The organism is Balneola sp. (genome assembly GCA_002694685.1).
Classification (GTDB): domain Bacteria; phylum Bacteroidota; class Rhodothermia; order Balneolales; family Balneolaceae; genus Gracilimonas.
The window spans coordinates 19609-37241 of the sequence record NZMW01000004.1 but is presented as its reverse complement, the minus strand read 5'-3'; the positions used below and the strand labels follow the sequence as shown (position 1 = coordinate 37241).

At 42.7% G+C, this 17633-nt stretch carries 12 protein-coding genes; 3 read left to right on the top strand and 9 right to left on the bottom strand.

What is annotated here, in order from left to right:
- The first annotated feature begins 49 nt into the window (after positions 1–49).
- Positions 50–889, top strand: a complete 840-nt coding sequence (gene pyrF, locus CL667_05720) for an orotidine-5'-phosphate decarboxylase (GenBank protein MAL17189.1) — start codon at positions 50–52, stop codon at positions 887–889.
- Positions 882–1325 (top strand): ribonuclease HI, encoded by a 444-nt coding sequence (locus tag CL667_05715; protein MAL17188.1) that lies wholly within the window; start codon positions 882–884, stop codon positions 1323–1325. The genes pyrF and CL667_05715 overlap by 8 nt, the downstream gene beginning before the upstream one ends.
- A gap of 190 nt (positions 1326–1515) precedes the next feature.
- On the opposite strand, the gene tsaD is transcribed toward CL667_05715, so the two are convergent.
- The 9 genes from tsaD to CL667_05670 all read right to left on the bottom strand — a co-directional run bounded on the left by tsaD (position 1516) and on the right by CL667_05670 (position 14852).
- Complete coding sequence (gene tsaD / locus CL667_05710) at positions 1516–2499, bottom strand: tRNA (adenosine(37)-N6)-threonylcarbamoyltransferase complex transferase subunit TsaD (protein MAL17187.1); 984 nt, start codon at positions 2497–2499, stop codon at positions 1516–1518.
- A gap of 363 nt (positions 2500–2862) precedes the next feature.
- Positions 2863–4809 (bottom strand): molecular chaperone DnaK, encoded by a 1947-nt coding sequence (locus CL667_05705; protein MAL17186.1) that lies wholly within the window; start codon positions 4807–4809, stop codon positions 2863–2865.
- Positions 4810–4995: 186 nt separating this feature from the next.
- Complete coding sequence (locus CL667_05700) at positions 4996–5430, bottom strand: hypothetical protein (protein MAL17185.1); 435 nt, start codon at positions 5428–5430, stop codon at positions 4996–4998.
- Between the two features lie 227 nt (positions 5431–5657).
- Complete coding sequence (gene aroA / locus CL667_05695; protein MAL17184.1) at positions 5658–6944, bottom strand: 3-phosphoshikimate 1-carboxyvinyltransferase; 1287 nt, start codon at positions 6942–6944, stop codon at positions 5658–5660.
- A 210-nt stretch (positions 6945–7154) separates the two neighbouring features.
- Entirely contained in the window at positions 7155–10100 is a 2946-nt protein-coding gene (locus CL667_05690) for a hypothetical protein (GenBank protein ID MAL17183.1), read from the bottom strand.
- Between the two features lie 87 nt (positions 10101–10187).
- Positions 10188–10853: a CBS domain-containing protein gene (locus tag CL667_05685; GenBank protein ID MAL17182.1), complete on the bottom strand. Its 666-nt coding sequence runs from the start codon at positions 10851–10853 to the stop codon at positions 10188–10190.
- 6 nt (positions 10854–10859) lie between these two features.
- Complete coding sequence (hflX, locus tag CL667_05680; protein ID MAL17181.1) at positions 10860–12149, bottom strand: GTPase HflX; 1290 nt, start codon at positions 12147–12149, stop codon at positions 10860–10862.
- Between the two features lie 16 nt (positions 12150–12165).
- The gene (locus tag CL667_05675) at positions 12166–12750 is read right to left on the bottom strand and encodes a hypothetical protein (GenBank protein MAL17180.1); all 585 of its coding nucleotides are present in this window, start codon (positions 12748–12750) and stop codon (positions 12166–12168) included.
- Entirely contained in the window at positions 12750–14852 is a 2103-nt protein-coding gene (locus CL667_05670; protein ID MAL17179.1) for a hypothetical protein, read from the bottom strand. The genes CL667_05675 and CL667_05670 overlap by 1 nt, the downstream gene beginning before the upstream one ends.
- 107 nt (positions 14853–14959) lie before the next feature.
- Here CL667_05670 and CL667_05665 point away from each other — a divergent pair, with 107 nt between their 5' ends.
- Positions 14960–17590 (top strand): hypothetical protein, encoded by a 2631-nt coding sequence (locus CL667_05665; GenBank protein ID MAL17178.1) that lies wholly within the window; start codon positions 14960–14962, stop codon positions 17588–17590.
- Positions 17591–17633: the final 43 nt, after the last annotated feature.

Below are 17633 nucleotides of genomic sequence, written 5' to 3'. Positions count from 1 at the left end.
TTCCGATATTGGGATAGAGAAATGTTATCTTCATCAAAAATTTGAAAGTATGACATTTACAGAAAAACTTAGCCAATCCATACAAACAACTAAATCCACCTTATGTGTAGGTTTAGATCCCAATCTGGACCTTATCCCAAGGCCTGTTAAAGATCAATTTAGCAGCCCGGAAGAACAGGTTACGTACTTTTGCAAGTTGGTGATTGACTATACCGCAGAGCATGCGGCGGCTTTCAAACCCAATCTTGCCTTTTTTGAAGCTTTAGGGAGAAATGGCCTGGCTGTTTTTGAGGAAGTGATTGATCACATCCCTACCGAAAAAATTATCATTGCTGATGCAAAGCGGGGCGACATCAGCTCGACGGCCGAGCACTACAAGAAAACTTATTTCGACGAGTTTGATGTGGACGCCATCACCATCAATCCACTTATGGGTTTTGAAACATTGGAGGCATTTTCCAAAAATGAAGAGAAAGGAATGTACGTGCTCGCATTGACATCCAATTCTGGAGCTACTGATTTTCTCAAACAGCCTTTCAAGAACTTTGACTCCATGTCAGAATACATCGCCGATCAGCTTTCCAAAAAATCACGCTTTTCAGATACACATTTAGGCATGGTGATTGGAGCCACGCAAGCCGAAGAAGCTTCTTCCGTTTTAAAATATCACCCCGAAGCTGCACTTTTGATACCGGGAATCGGAGCTCAGGGTGGTTCTATTTCTGAATTAGGAAAAGCACTTAAAAAGCACACTGGAATCCCTTTGATTAACTCCAGTCGAGGTATTATTTATGCCGGGAAAGATGAAGGCGATTGGCCAACCTATGTGGCTGAACAAGCTAAAAATATGAAACAGAAATTACATTCGATTACTCAACAGTATGTCTAAAAGACCCGAAGTTATTGTGTACACCGATGGAGCCTGTAGTGGAAACCCTGGTCCCGGGGGCTGGGGAGCAGTCCTAATTTGGAATGGGACTGAAAAAGAACTCTCCGGCGGTGAAGCCCACACCACTAACAACCGTATGGAGATGCAGGCTGTTATCGAAGCTCTCAAAGCTTTAACTAAACCTTGCCTGGTAAAAATTCACAGCGACAGCGCCCTCATCATCAACGCCTTTACCCAAGGCTGGATCGATAGCTGGATTAAAAGAGGCTGGCGCAAAGCCGACAAAAAACCCGTGGAGAACAAAGAACTCTGGCAAGCCATGCTCGAAGCCATGAAACCCCACAATGTTAAATGGGTTAAGGTGAAAGGGCATTCAGGGATTGAATTGAATGAAAGAGCTGACCAATTAGCAGTCGCAGCTTCGCAGAAATTTTAAATTGGAAATGTTGAATTTTGAATTCGCCTAAAGCCAATTCAAAAATTCATAATCCAAAATTTCCACTTCCTTTCACTCCGACGCAGAGCGTCAGGAGCGAGTCTAATGCTTAGTATCTGAAATAATCCCCAACCCCTTGTTCCGATCGCTCTGCGTCGGAACAAATTCATAATTCAGCATTTCCAATTTCTCAAAGCGAAGCATAAGGCACCATATCCAGATCATCAAACTGACCAAGCTCGGCTTTCATTTTTCCGGTGATGGCAATCATTGCGGCATTATCGGTGCAGTAGCTTATTTTTGGTGAGTATAGCTGAATGCCCATCTCTTCGCCCATTTTTTCGGATTTTTCCCGAAGCACGGAATTCGCTGAAACCCCTCCAGCCAGCACCACAGTTTTCACGCCAGTCTGTTTAATTGCTCTTTTCAACTTCTTAACCAGTACTTCAGCAATCGCAAAGGACACGCTGGCACAAATGTCATTTTTATGCTCTTCAATCCAATCTTCTTCTTTATCCTGAAGATAATAGAGCACGCTTGTTTTTAATCCTGAAAAACTAAAATCCAACCCTTCCTGCAATAGCGCTTGAGGAAATTTGTGGAATTTTGGATCACCATCTTTCGCCAGTTTATCCATATGTGGTCCGGCCGGATAAGGGAGCCCTAATAACTTTCCGATTTTATCGAAGGCTTCTCCGGCAGCATCATCTCTGGTCTTTCCGATAATTTCGTGCTCAAAGGCGGACTTCACATGAACCAGCTGTGTATGTCCACCCGACACCGTTAGTGCCAGCAGCGGGAACTCAGGGCTGTGATCAATGAAATTAGCATAGATATGCGCATCCATATGATTGATTCCGATCAACGGTATGTCTCTCGAAAGTGCGAGTCCTTTGGCAAAGCAGGTTCCAACCAATAAAGACCCGAGCAAACCAGGTCCCTGCGTTACGGCAATAGCACCCATTTCCTCTAAAGAAACATCAGCTTCTTCAAGGGCTTGCTGTACCGTTTGCGTAATTGTTTTTTGATGAGCCCGTGAAGCTAACTCCGGCACTACGCCTCCAAATTTGAGGTGTATAGACTGCGAAGCGATGATATTTGATTTTATACCATCGGCTGTTAAAACTGCCACTGAGGTGTCGTCACAAGAGGACTCAATTCCGAGAATATTCATACTTCAAAGATAAGAACATTGGGCTTGAAAGACATGCGTAATGGACCGCTGATTTTGCGGATTTGATGAAAAGTCACAGATTGGGGATATAGAACCTAAATCAAACCAAACATTCAGCCTATTTCAGATCCTGAATCAAGTTCAGGATGACAACGCTGGAAAATCCTACACACCCTTTAATCCTATAATCATGGTTCAAAGCTGGAACCTTGATTATAGGATTACCAGGATCTAATAAGCTCAATTAAAAACCCTCCAAGGGTTCAGAACCCTTGGAGGGTTTGGCAAATTTTAAACAAAAAAATCCCGCCTCGGAAAACCGAAACGGGATTTAATCTTGTCTTCGAGTAAGTGAGTTAAGTCTTACTTCTTATCTTCGTCGTCAACTACTTCGTAATCTGCATCTACGGCATCATCGCCTTCGTCAGACTCTTCGGAAGCTTCTGCTCCGTTTGCTGCGCCCGCTGCACCTTCCGGTCCCGCAGCGCCGCCTGCGGCAGCTTCTTCCTGAGTAGCTTTATAGATTTCTTCAGAAGCACCGGACCATGCCTGATTAACAGCTTCAATCGCTGAATCAATCTCGTCCATGTTTTCTTCTTTGTGTGCTTTCTCAAGGGTTTCAAGAGCATCTTCGATGGCTTTCTTATTGTCATCGGAGATCTTGTCGCCATATTCGTCAAGCTGCTTACGGGTAGAGAATACCAGACTGTCTGCCTGATTCAATTTCTCAACACGCTCTTTGATTGCTTTGTCTTCTTCTGCGTGCTCTTCGGCAGCTTGCTTCATTTTTTCGATTTCCTCATCAGATAGTCCTGAAGAAGATTCGATTCTAATACTTTGCTCTTTTCCGGTTCCTTTATCTTGTGCTTTAATGTTCAGCACACCGTTTGCATCAATATCGAAAGTTACTTCGATTTGAGGCACTCCGCGTGGAGCCGGTGGAATTCCGTCTAAGTGGAAACGGCCAAGCGTTCTGTTGTCCTGTGCTTTGGCACGTTCACCCTGCAACACGTGAATTTCTACGCTAGACTGATTTGCAGCCGCTGTAGAGAATGTCTGTGACTTGCTGGTTGGGATCGTGCTGTTGGCTTCAATTACCTGGGTCATAACACCACCTAAGGTTTCAATACCTAAAGTAAGCGGAGTTACATCCAGAAGAACAACGTCTTCTACATCACCTGACATTACACCACCCTGAATGGCAGCACCGACGGCTACAACTTCATCAGGATTTACGCCTTTACTTGGGTCTTTGCCAAAGAATTCTTTTACAGCTTCCTGAATTTTCGGAATACGTGTTGATCCACCAACTAAGATTACCTGGTCGATTTCATCTTTTCCAAGACCGGCATCTTTCATAGCCAGTTTACAAGGATCGATAGATCGTTTTACAAGGTCATCTACCAATTGCTCAAATTTTGCACGGCTTAGATCAATATTCAGGTGCTTAGGTCCTGAATCTGTAGCCGTTACAAATGGCAGGTTGATATTCGTTTTTTGTGAACTTGAAAGCTCAATCTTAGCTTTTTCAGCAGCATCTTTCAATCGCTGCATAGCCATTGGATCTTTTCGAAGATCAATACCTTCATCCTTCTTGAACTCATCGGCTAAGAAGTTGATGATTCGCTGATCGAAGTCATCACCACCAAGGTGAGTATCACCGTGAGTTGACTTAACTTCAAATACACCGTCGCCAAGCTCAAGAACAGATACATCAAATGTACCTCCACCTAAGTCATATACTACAATGGTTTGGTCTTCATCTTTCTTATCCAAGCCATATGCAAGAGAAGCTGCTGTTGGCTCATTGATGATACGCTTCACTTCAAGTCCGGCAATTTTTCCGGCTTCCTGAGTTGCTTTACGCTGCGCATCGTTGAAATAAGCTGGAACGGTAATTACCGCTTCCGTTACTTTTTCGCCGAGGTATTCTTCAGCAGTTTGCTTCATCTTTTGAAGCACCATTGCTGAGATCTCCTGCGGTGCATACATGCGATCTTCAATTTTAACACGAGCAGTATTATCATCTGCTTTGTCAATTGTATAAGAAACCTGTTCGGTTTCATCTTTTACTTCATCGTACATGCGCCCCATGAAGCGTTTTACGGAAGCAACGGTTTTTTCCGGATTAGTGATTGCCTGACGTTTTGCAGGAGCACCAACAAGTCGCTCACCATCTTTGGTGAAAGCAACTACAGATGGAGTTGTTCTTCCACCCTCACTATTCTGAATTACAACCGGCTCGCCACCTTCCATTACGGCAACGCATGAGTTCGTAGTTCCTAAGTCAATTCCTATGATTTTTCCCATTGGTCTAAATCTGAGTTATGTTTGTTTGTTTTAATATTTTTTCTATTTGTGATATGGTGATAAAGTGGTTTGGTGAGTTTGCTTGTTCAGAACTTTAATGCCTCTGAATACAATTTAAACTTGTCAAACAGGTGCTTTGTGTTTAATACCACATCCATCACCATATCACCTAATCACTTTATCACTCTACTTAACCGGAATGGACTGTGAGTCCTTCAACGCCTCCGATTTGGGCATCCCTATTGTCAGTACGCCATTCCTGAAGCTTGCCGACACTTCGGCTGCATTCACATTTTGCGGAACCGCAAACGCACGGGCAAAAGCTCCGCGACGACGTTCCTGACGCTTAAATTCTTCTCCATCACCAGCGATGATTTCACGCTCACCTTTAACAGTCAGCACATTGTTCTTGAGAGAGATCCCAATTTCTTTCTTGGACAATCCCGGCAGATCCAGCAGAATTTTAAATTCTTCTTCACTTTCTACAATGTCGCAATCGGGAGCAAAGTCTTTATCTTCGTTGGCCAGCGGCACTACCTTTTCTACAAACTGCTGAATATCCTTTCCCAGCTTGGAGAGGTGTCGCTCAATTTCAATACCAAATTCTGTGAAGTCTCCCATATGCGTGATGGTTTGTTCTTGTTCACGAGTATTAAAGCAATAGCAATGCCAATTGGGTAGGGGAGAAAGAAAACTGACGTATTGACGGACGTATTGTCAGAAGTGAGAGTTGAATGTTGATAAAGTGATAGGCTTGCCTTCCTATAAGCTTATGTTCCTTTAAAGTAATCGTTCAAGCGTCCGCTTGCGCTAGTTCTGGGTTTAAACTTTAACACGTCAACACACTGTCACATTGATACTTTAGCAAGGTCTTCCCAAAAGCTGGGATAGGAAACAGCCGCGCTTTCAGCATCTTTGATGATGCACTCATTTTGAGCTTTGAGTGATAATACCGCTGAAGCCATAGCAATGCGATGGTCGTGGAAAGATTCAAACTTGGCGGACTTGAAACTAAAATCTGGATTCCCGTGGATGATTAGCCCGTCTTCTTTTTCTTCGAAATCTGCGCCTACAGCTTTCAACATTTTAGACATAGCCATGATACGATCCGTTTCTTTATGACGAAGTTCTTCCGCACCGGCAATCTCTGAGGTACCTTCAGCATATAACATCGCAACGGCAATTACCGGAAGTTCATCAATGCAGTTGGGGATGATTTTCGGGTCAATATTAACCGCTTTTAAATCGGAACCTTTAACAATAACATCTCCCGCAGGTTCAGCCCCTTCCATTCGTTCATTTTCTATGGTGATATCAGCCCCCATTTCCCCCAGAATATCCAATAAAGCATTTCGGGTTGGGTTCAATCCTACATTTTCAATCTTGATTTCAGCATCTTTTTGAATGGCCGCTGCCACTAACCAAAATGCCGCTGCTGAAAAGTCACCAGGTATCGTATAGCTTTGATTTGGAACCTCATCAGCAAGGCTTGCAGATATAATTTTCCGGTCATGAACGATCTTCTGATCTAAATCCAACAAGCGTTCTGTGTGATCACGGCTTGGAAGTATTTCAATAACCTGAGTTAGTTCTTCCCCAAATAACCCCGCCAACAGCACGCATGATTTAAGCTGCGCACTGGGAATAGGCAACTCAAACTTCATGGGTTTCAGCGCCTCATTTCTGTTGATAAAAAGTGGAGCATAGGCACTGTTTCGAGCCAAAATATGGGCTCCCATTTTTTCGAGCGGATTTATGATACGTGTCATCGTTCGTCCACAAAGTGACTCATCACCCACCAGCTTCGCCGAAACTCCTGCACCAACCAATACTCCCGAAAGCAGCCTCATAGCTGTACCTGAGTTCCCGCAATCTAAATCCTTAGCCGGCTCTTGAATTCCTTCTCGCCCGGTTCCTTTAATGATGAGCTTACCGTTCTCTTCTTTTACTTCCGCCCCAAGCTGCTGAACACAACTCAATGTACTTTGGGGGTCCTGAGCCTGAGAATAATTTCCAACTTCAGAAATACCATCATGCAATAAAGAAAAGATGGCAGCACGTTGAGAAATAGATTTGTCAGGAGGAAGAGTGAGTTCGCCTCTCAGTGAAGAGGCCGGAGCAACGGTTTTTATCATTTATCTAAAATATATTGATATAAGTCATTTCTAAAACGACATAGAATACAAATTTTTTAACCAAGTCATCGCGAGGAGTCTCTTTGTGTAAACTCGAGCTTTCCAGTGTTCCGACGCAGCGATCTCCCTGATTTATTTGGGATATCGATTCTGGGAGATTGCTTCAGGCTGTGCGTTGCAGCATCCTTCGCAATGACCGTCTTTACGGAATCATGAATCAGTTTGGTTTAGCAACGTCTGGGCTTTTTTCTCAGCATCGGTACCCGGATAGGTATTTACGATAGAATTAAGGATCGTCATTGCTTCTCCTCTATTCCCTAAGCGGATGTGACATTCTGCACTGCTGAACATAGCCTCAGAAACCCAATAATCAAAAGCTTCAAATAACACTTTTACTTTGGAGTATTCCTGAATAGCCTCATTATATTCTTCTTCTCTTTGGTGAATGTCACCCAGATAGAACTGGGCTTCTGCCCCAATTTCAGTAGTACTTCGTTCAGCAACGGGAAAAAACAGGTCGCGGGCTTCTTCAAAATTACCGTTCTTAATGGCAACCTTGCCCAATCCTACTTTTGCCGCTTCATTGTTGGCGTTTACTTGTAATGCCGAGTCATACTCTTCTTTGGCCTGATCAACTTTGTCTTGAGCGAGGCTCGCATTCCCCATTCCAACATAGGCCTCCTGTCGAAATCGCGGTGCGGACTCTAACAATTGATTGTAATTAGCATGAGAAAGCTCATATTCGCCTCTCTCAAAATTCAAAGTTCCTAAGGAAGTCAATGCAGATGAAGCAAGATCATCCCCGGGAAACTCACTTACAATAGTTTCATAAGCACCGATGGCATTATCAATTTGACCAAGCTGTCGGTAGGCTTCTCCAAGGTTGGAATATGCTTCTGGCATCAGCGATTCGGAATTGGTTACCCGCAGATACTGTCGAAATTCTTTAACAGCATTTTCGTAATCACCGGACTGAAAAACATTTAGAGCTTGTCGATACCGAAGCTGATCAGCCGTAGAACTCGTTGGGTTATCACTAAGGAAATCTTCCAGAATTACCGAACTGCTGTCAGATCTGCCGGACGATAATTGAGCATATTGAATTCCATTGATAGCCTCGATGATGTAATTACTTTTAGGGTATTCATCCAACACCTTCTGATAGGCTGCAACGGCTCGCTCATACTCTCCCGCATTGTAATAAGCATCTCCAATATTGTACTGAGATCGGGCGGCCCAGTCGGTTCCCGGATATTTGTCAATTACGGTCTGGAATTCTTCAATTGCCTGAGAATAGTTATTCGTATTCAGATATATATAAGCGATGTTGTACTGAGCCTGCTCACGCAGTCGGCTAAAAGGATAAATTCGGAGTGTTTTACGGAAATTGGAAACGGCTTCGAAAGTTCGTCCGGCTCGGTAATAACTGTTCGCAACCTGAAACATGGCATAATCCCCACCGGGCTCTGCTCCAATAGCTTTGTTGTAGCTTGCGATCGCATCTCTGTATTGGCCTAAGGCGTAGTAAGCATCCCCGATCCTGAGCTGTACATCTGTGTCGTAAGGGAAAAGAGCTATTGAAGGCGCTTCGTAGTTATTGAGAAAATCTCCTAAAGGACCAACCGCATTATCATATTGCCCCATCTGAAAATAACTCCAGCCAAGGGAATATAAAGCTGCCCCCATCATGTCACTGTCGGGATAGTTATCTGTATAAATTTTAAATCGCTGTGCTGCACTGCTGAACTGGTTCATCTTGTAATGACTGTCAGCACTCCAGAAGAGAGCCTCCCTTCCAACATCAGAATTCGGAGTTTCTGCATAAACAGCTTCAAAAATGGGTTGTGCTTGCTGATAAGCCTGATTACGGTATAATATCCAGGCTTTTTGGAAACGTGCCTGCCGCTTTAGCGCCGGATCGATGTCGGCTACTTTTTCAGCTTCGTCAAAAGCCTGAGTAGCACGTGTATATTCTGCATTCGCAAAAAAGGCTTCACCCAACATGGTATAAACCTTGCCCGGTTCTTCCAGATCAACATCACTTCGCACTAAATCCAGAAGAACTTCAATAGCTTCCCCATATAAAGAAGCCTGAAAAGCAGATACTGACCATTCATAGTAAGCTTTTTCTACCCACAGCCCGGAATCATATCGCTCACCAAATTCACGAAAAGAGTTAATCGATTTACCGTATTGCCCGCCCAGCTTTTCGTTTACTGCTTTATAATATTGAGCCTTCCGAGCAATTTCATCATCGCCAACTGCTGCTTTTCCAAAAGATTCAGCCGCCCAGTGATAAATTTCCTGTTTGTTGTAAACCCACCCTAAACCATAGTGAGCAATGCGTTCCTGAGGCGTACCTTTTGTCATGTTGATATAACGCAGGTACGATCTCGAAGCGACGTCATATCTGCCGAGATAATTCTGACTTTCCGCAATCAGGAATACTGCTTTATTCTGAGATTCTCCATCCAGGTAAGGCAGAGCGCTGTTTAAAGTCTCAATAGCTTCCTCATACTTGGCCTGCATGTAGTAAGACTCACCAAGCGCCGTACCAACCTGCCGTGTGATTGGGTTATTCGGGTATCGCTCCTTTAAAACTTCAAATGCAATGGACGAGGCATTATACTGCTGCTGGGTTAAATACAACCGGCCACGAGCATACAGTGCTTTTGGCGCCCATTCTGAATCCGGGAAATCATTCGCTAATTCCATGAAATAAACCCGCGAGTCAGAGTAATCTCCATTTTCAGCAGCGGCTTCAGCAATCCAATATTTGGTTTTAGCCGATTGTGAATCCGTCATCCAGGAAGAAATGGCTTGCTGGTAATAAGTAATGGCCTCTTCATATTGGCCATTATCCGTAAAACGGTGAGCAATATCTTTAAGCAAAATTTCCGACAAATCACTTCCGGGATAGTTTATAACAAACTTTTTGTAATAAGACTCAATGTTAGCCGAGTCTACTGCCGTATTTGAACGGGCTACATAGAAGTCAGAAGAAACCCGAAGATCATGTTGTGGGTAGGTTGAGCTGAATTCTTGAAAGTGCTCAGTAGCTTCTTCAAAAAAGCCATTTTCATACAGATCAAGGGCTGTATTATATAGGCGGGTTTGTGGTGATTGAATATCCTGAGCTGAAATCAGGTTCACCAAAAAAAGGGTTATAAGAAAAGTAAGAAGGCTGCTTTTAGGGACGAAGTGCATGAACTCGTCAGGATAAATAGGGTTAATAGTTACTTCTTATATGTCAAGATAGCGAATAAGTTCATCAGCACGGTCAGAAAAATTCCCTTCCAGCACCTCACTATTGGCTTCGGAGGTAATTGTGTATCCAAAACGTCGTAATCCTGCGCTTACTACTGAGGAGTCTTCGAGGTTTAATTTGAAGGATACCCGATAGGATGGATTTTTAGCATTGGGCTGCTGAACAGCAATACCCAAAATTTTAGCTCCTTCCAATTCGATAATGCGGACAAGATCTGACAAGCTGAAATCAACCTGATCTAATTCCACCGTTATCACCGAGCCAAAACTAGAAAGGTTAAAGATATCGCCCAGCGCACTGAGGACATCTCGCTTTTTGATCATGCCCTGGAATTCCATTGATTCTGTGGTTACAGGCAAAATGAATAATTCCTGAGCCAGCATAATCCGGGAAGCCTCAAACAAATGCTGGTTGTGGGGCACATAAACAGGATCATCTAATTCTATCTCAGATAATGGCGCTTCTTCGTCTACGACTTCAATGAGTTTTTCAAGCGATGCCATACCAACCACACGGTCATTACTATCTACTACCGCAAATTTTGTGGTATGAAGTAAATCGATCTTCATCAGAGCAGTAGCTACGCTATCTTCTAAATGAAGCGGGGAAATGTCGGTATTTAGGATTTCGTTTACTAGCATAATTATCTATACAACTTCGCCATTAGTACCAATAGTATCCAACAAATGGGATAATTGCTTAAAATCTTTTTTGGCGATGTTGAAAGTGAGTTCAACATCAGTGCCTTCGTATGATTCTTCTTCTACCGTCGCATTTTCGTGAATAAAGGCCACTGCCTTATATTTTGATACCGGAATCTGCATGGTATGACGGCTATAGTCGAGCTCAATCATTTCTTCAATACTGCGCTCGAGTTCCTTTAGCCCAATTCGCTGCTCCGCTGAAACAAACACCGCATTGGGATACTCTCGTTTCATATCCGCAACCTGATGTGCATCCATCCGGTCTACTTTGTTGAACACCAAAATGGTTCTTTTGTTTGTAGCCTCAATTTCTTCCAGTGTTTCTTCTACCACTTCAATGTATTCATGTGCCATCTTGGATGAAGCATCTACCACATGTAATAATATATCGGCTTCCCGGACTTCATCTAAAGTAGATTTAAAACTTTCTACAAGGTTGTGAGGCAATTTCCTGATAAACCCTACCGTATCGGAAAGAAGCACGGAGTGATTCTCGAGTTCGTGCCGTCGTACAGTAGAATCGAGCGTTGCAAAAAGACGGTCTTCAGCAAATACACCTGATTCTGTTAATGCATTCATCAGGGTTGATTTCCCGGCGTTGGTATATCCAACCAACGAGATGCGGTTCATTCCTTCCCGCCCTTTTCGCTGAGTGGTTCGTTGCTTGCTGAGTTTTTCCAGTTTTTCTTTAAGTACTGAAATCCGCCGGCCAATTAATCTTCTATCGGTTTCAATCTGTGTTTCACCGGGACCTTTAGTACCAATTCCACCCGACTGCCGGGATAAGTGAGTCCAGTAGCGAGTCAACCTTGGTAATAAATACTCTAGCTGAGCAAGCTCCACCTGAGTTTTGGCAGCGGCTGTTTTAGCACGGGCGGCAAAAATATCCAAAATTAGTGCACTTCTGTCCAATACTTTTGCATCGGTGCCTTTTTCAACATTTCGGATTTGAGTTGGAGACAGATCATCATCAAATATTACCGTACTGATCTTTTTATCCCCCATAATCCTTTTCAGCTCATTCAGCTTACCCTTACCAATGTAAGTAGAAGGGTCTGGATGGGTTTTATTCTGAAGTATTTTTTCTACGGTGATTCCCCCGGCCGTGTCGGCAAGGAGTTCGAGTTCGTCTAAATATTCTTCCGCTTGAAATCGGGTTGTCTCGGGTCCGTATAATCCAACCAATACAACACGTTCACGTTCTATATCGGAATTTTTAACGTCGTCTAACAAATGGGTATGTCCTTAATTAATCTTCTTGAATTCTCTTGAGGTCGATATCAGGGATTTGCTGCCCGTCAATCTTGTTATCCAGCTTTAAAGATACAATTTTTTTTACTGCATTATATCGGTTCTCGGGTACGAATAATTTGAGATGTTTATACCCTTCTGTTAAAGTTTTATCCATTTCTGAATAGGTAAAAAGGTATTCAACTCCATCTTTTTTGGTACGCTCTACATAATCCAATATTTGGAACCAGGGAATAGTCTGTGATGGTTCGTTAATATTCTTCACGATTCCATAGTCAGTTATGTAATATTTTGAAGCCAGATAGCTCGAAATAAACCACATGCTACCAATCCACATATAGGCAAAGAAAATAGGGAAACGAGCGATATCACCGCTGAATAAAACAATGGCACTTAATGAGATAATAATTCCCAAAAAAACGGTGGCAAATAATGGATAGCCTCTGAGTTTGCCAGACCTCCAGCTAAGACGCACTTTTCTAAGCCGCAATTTATTCTGAAATGAATAAGCTGAAAGAAGTGTAGATGCGATGGAAAACATCACAATAACACCTCTAAAAAAAATGGCTAAAAGTTCTTCCATTAGCTTATTGATTCTGCTTTATACCAAATAGATACCAGCGACTCCGTTATTAAAAATAACAAGCCTGCCAACATAAACCAGTTCCATATTTCTTTTCCAAAACCAGAGGCCATTATTTCACTTTGTAATTCCTCTTCATCAATTTCAGAAGCATTTACCCAGGTAATTGCAATCCCGTCTATTAGATTCTCCAGCTGCTGCTTGCCTGTTTCTGTAAAGTTGGATTCTTCGGTACTCATATTCGATGAGAGTACATAAGATTTACTTTCATCTTTTACTGTGATCCATCCAGGAGTCCATTCTTCCGCCGGATATCGAAGCCGAATTCCTGATGAAACTACATCGATGGTGGGTTTGATTACATCATCAGCAATTTCGATAACGGCTTCTTCACCCTCAATATTTCCCATCCAGCTAAATGTATTCCCAAGTTGATGATTGGCAAAACCACCCTGATCGGATGAGGCCGAATACAGCAATATTCTGTAATAAAAAGGTGCAAATAATGGTTTAACGGGAAAGTTAGACCAGCCCGGATCGTTGCCAATAGCTGCGATCACTAAATTCCCTTCTCCAAAACGCTTTTCATGAACCAGCACATCGCCATTATTCATTGAAAGTAAATCAAAGCCGGTTCCGGTGTTTGATGTGGCGAGCTTCAGGTAATAATAAATTTCAGGACTGGTAAATCGTAACTGCTCATCCTGGTCGCGTTCAAACAATCCGTTAAATGCAGGATGATCTTCGAGAAGCTCATCAGCTGTAGCCACCGAATTAAAAGAAGCATATTCGCCTTGAATTCCAACAAATCGGCCGGCGTTAAACTGTGCCAGCAGGTCGTTATAGTTACCCAAATCTCCATTTTCTGAGGGAAAGAATATGACCCCACCACCGGCTTGCACAAATGACTGTAGTGCCTGAAAGCTGTATTCAGGAATATCCGTGACTCCATCTAACAAAATCGCATCAAAATCACTTAAATTGGCCGTATCAAAAATATCTGTTGTTGCCTCTTGATAGGTTAACTGAGCATCATTTTCTCCAGCCACCCTGAGCATAGCCCCGGTGTAGGAAATGAAATCCTGAGCGGGTTTTTCCTCACTAACCCACAATACATTCTGTGCCTCAGGCACCTGTACCGTAAAGTAGTATTCATTGTCAGGCTGAAATTCATCGCCCTCAATAATTAGTTTTCCTTTCGAAGAACCTGTTTGTGACGGGGTTATTTCGAAAGTGTAGATTTTACGCTCGCCTGGGGCCAACGCAACTGAGTATTGACCGGCATTTTGCCCCTCAAATTCAAGCGATACAAACTGGTTAACTGCCGCTACATCGCTTTGATTTGCGAGCTCAACATTAAGCGAAAATGGGATGTTTGTCCCAATCATATTCGTAGATGTTGTTAAATCTGAGACCATGGTGTTTTGAACATCAACTTCTCCGACATCTATTACTGTGAGTGAAATGTCATCTTTTTCTAAATCCTGTAAGTTGCTCAACTGACTAAGCTGCCCATCCGTAATCACAAATATATTCTTGTTTTGATAAGGAGCTTCTCTTACCGACTCAATCAGACCATTCAACCGATTCAGTATAAAATTACCTGCCGGTTTTATTTCTGTCTCATCGAGGGTATTTAGCAAATTAGCAGGACTCAAGATATTCGTGTACTCGCCTTCGCCATTGGTCAGCTGTAACATAAATCGGTCTTCATCTTTCGCGGATGCTTCGATGTCTTCAACAATTTCACGTGCATATTCAAAAAGCGGACCTTGTTTACCGATACGGCTCATACTGATACTGTTATCCAATAAAATTGCATTCAGTGCCGGAGCCTGTGAATTCCCTCCGCTAGATAATGCAGGTGGTAAAAATGGGCGTGCTAACACAAAGGCAAGGCAAGCTATAGCTAACAGGCGCAATAAAAGTAACAAATATCGCTTAATACGTATGCGCCGGATGGTTGTGTTTTTCAATTCCTGGAAAAAAGCCAGTGTAGAAAATGCTACCTTTTGAGGGCGTTTTAAATTCAGTAGATGTATAAGCAGGGGAAGTCCTACTGCCATCAGTGCAAACAAAAAAATTGGATTTAGAAAACTCATTTAGCGCTCAAAAAATGTTACCTTTGTTTTTAAGTAGCGGAACTTTTTATCGTTCCTGAAATTAGTCCTTACAGAACCAAGACCTTAATCTGTTTATTTTCTTATTGATGCAACGTATCGCTCAGCTCATAATTACTTCTTTAACCATTTGCCTGTTGGCCGCTTGTTCTTCTGTTCCAGACAAAGAATGGTTTAATCTCATTCCGGAAAACTCAACTTTTGTAATTGCACCTGAACAAGGCTTAAATGTACAGGATATTGTAACCAAAGAATATATTTCTTACCTGGATGATCTTACCCCTACTGCCATTCAACATATCTCCGGACTGGATGCTGAAATAAACAGTCGCATTCAAGTTATTGCATTGGCTTTATATCCTGCAACATCTTTGAAATCTAATTTCCTTTGGATTGCCCAAACACCGGATAGTCAATTAAGTAAATGGGCTTCGAGTTTATATCAGCCCTTCACGCAAAATAACTACGATTTTAAAGGTCTAATCATTCACAAGCTGTTCTTTAATAAAAGCGATGTTTTTGCAGCTCAGGTTGGCGATTACCTCATTATGTCAGAATCGAGTTTAATTCTTGAAAACTCTATCCGCTCCTATTTAGGGGAGAAACCTGCCATTCAACTTGACCAAAACCCAGCTCCTTCCTCTTTTGTATTGAATACTCCTAAGCTCGACTCCTGGATTGAGCAGTTTGCGAATGTGAATAACCGTCCTGCTATACGTTCTATGTTTTCAGGTACCAAACCGGTATCTCTGAATTTTGAAAGCTATTCTGATTCAACGAACGATTTACAGCTTTCAGGTAATATAGCACTGACTCCCAATAACCGCTCTGTTCTTGTTGATGCCTTTTCGTTCGAGAACAAACCGGTTTCTTTAGACCGTCACATTGCCGGAAACGCTGGTGCTTTCGCAATTCTTAGACTTCCTCCCGTGTCTGTTCCCATCAAACCAACTGAAGGATTTCTTACCGCTCTTGATTCTACCCTTCTTGATGATATTTCACTCTACCAAAATTTGGTTGATGATCTTGATTCAGAATTCGCTTTTGAAGCTTTTCCGGAATCAGGACTTCTCTCAAGTGGAGAGTTTTTGTTTATGCGGAAATTAAAAGACCGCAGTAGTTTTCAAGATCAGCTGAATGAATTAGTTCAGGAAGGTTTAGCAACCTATCAGGGTAATTCCTACCAGATTGCCAGTAGCGTAATGGGTAAACTCATCGGCTCTGAGCTAAGCACTTTAAGGGATTTCTACCTTGCCTTCTCAAATGATGTAGTTGTGATAGCTAAGAGAAAAGGGCTTGCCGAAAGCGTAAATGCAGATCGTATTCGTCGTCGTGTTATTTATTACGATGAAAACTATTCAGACATTCGCGATAGCATGCCTGATGAAGTTAGTGGTTTCGTTTGGTCTGATTCTGAAAATTTCATGGAATACATCAACCCTTTCCTCAAATCCGGTAATTCTGCAGAAGGATTACTTAGCCGTTTTGATATCACAACGATGACAATGACTGCCCAGGAGAGTTCAGTCAATTTCACCTTAAACACATATTCTAAAGAAGGTTCCAGTTTACCTTATGAAGAAATGTGGGTACTACCTCTTTCTAATTTCGAGCTGAGTGGCAAACCTGTTTTGGGCGATTTGGTAGGAAGCAGTGCAAATGAGATTATATTTTCTACTCAAGACGGGCGTGTGATGGCTTTAGCTATCGATGGCACCATTGCCATGCAAACCTCCACAGATGGGTTAGCTCCGGTTGGCGGACCGCAGCTCTACGACTGGTATGGAAACGGAGAGCAAATTGTATTCTTAGCTGCAGGCTCTAAAATCTTTGCCTGGAATGAAGCGGGTGACTTGTTACCCAGGTTTCCTCTTGAAATGAATGAGCAGATCACAGCTCCTATTTTGGTACAGGATGTGCTGCGTAATGGAGTGCCTGAAATTGTAGTGGCCACTGAAGACCGTAAAGTTCACGCACTCGACGGCCGTGGAGAAAACGTGCGCGGATGGCCGCAAAATACAAACGCTACTGTTCGTACACAGCCGGTTTTTGCTCAGCTTGATAATGTGTGGTCAATTTGGACGTTCTCTGAAAATGCCCTTCATGGCTGGTTAAGAAGTGGCGCCACCCGCCCCGGTTATCCTCAGTTTGTGAATGCTCGATTCACGAATTCACCCCTCATATTTGATAATCAAATTACAGGAAGTGCTGCCGACGGATATTTATACTCAATTGGGCAAAATCCTTTGTTCAGTGACTCATTGGCAACCATCAATTCGGAAGACTCGGTATCTGTGCGATCACTTTATGTGTCCAATAGTGAGTTAAACTCTGTTTCTTATCAGGAAAATATTTTATTGAATGACAGCACTCAGTTTTACCGGAATGATTTACTGATTACTCAAAGTGTAAATGGTTCTTTGTTCTTATATAATAAAGAAGGAAAGCTCAGACTTACCGAAAGTCTTGGACAGCCGTCATCTCAATCATTTCCTCCTCAAATAATAGATATAAATGCAGACCAGAATCAGGAGCTACTTGCATTAGCTGAATTTGGGCGTCTCTTTGCGTGGGAAGTTTTAACTGAGCAACGGGTTTTCAGCATCCCAACTTCAGGAATGAAATATCCAATCATTACCGACCTGAATGGCGACGGACAGAAAGAATTGATTGCTCAAACAAGAGAAGGTCTGCGCTGCTGGACGATCAATAGGGAGTAAGTTTTTAGTGACAAGGTGTAAGGTTTTAGTCGGCAAAGCCAAC

Bases quoted from the DNA above. Each gene is read 5' to 3' on its own strand.
- pyrF (MAL17189.1), top strand. From the start codon at position 50: ATGACATTTACAGAAAAACTTAGCCAATCCATACAAACAACTAAATCC.
- CL667_05715 (MAL17188.1), top strand. From the start codon at position 882: ATGTCTAAAAGACCCGAAGTTATTGTGTACACCGATGGAGCCTGTAGT.
- tsaD (MAL17187.1), bottom strand. From the start codon at position 2,499: ATGAATATTCTCGGAATTGAGTCCTCTTGTGACGACACCTCAGTGGCA.
- CL667_05705 (MAL17186.1), bottom strand. From the start codon at position 4,809: ATGGGAAAAATCATAGGAATTGACTTAGGAACTACGAACTCATGCGTT.
- CL667_05700 (MAL17185.1), bottom strand. From the start codon at position 5,430: ATGGGAGACTTCACAGAATTTGGTATTGAAATTGAGCGACACCTCTCC.
- aroA (MAL17184.1), bottom strand. From the start codon at position 6,944: ATGATAAAAACCGTTGCTCCGGCCTCTTCACTGAGAGGCGAACTCACT.
- CL667_05685 (MAL17182.1), bottom strand. From the start codon at position 10,853: ATGCTAGTAAACGAAATCCTAAATACCGACATTTCCCCGCTTCATTTA.
- CL667_05675 (MAL17180.1), bottom strand. From the start codon at position 12,750: ATGGAAGAACTTTTAGCCATTTTTTTTAGAGGTGTTATTGTGATGTTT.
- CL667_05670 (MAL17179.1), bottom strand. From the start codon at position 14,852: ATGAGTTTTCTAAATCCAATTTTTTTGTTTGCACTGATGGCAGTAGGA.
- CL667_05665 (MAL17178.1), top strand. From the start codon at position 14,960: ATGCAACGTATCGCTCAGCTCATAATTACTTCTTTAACCATTTGCCTG.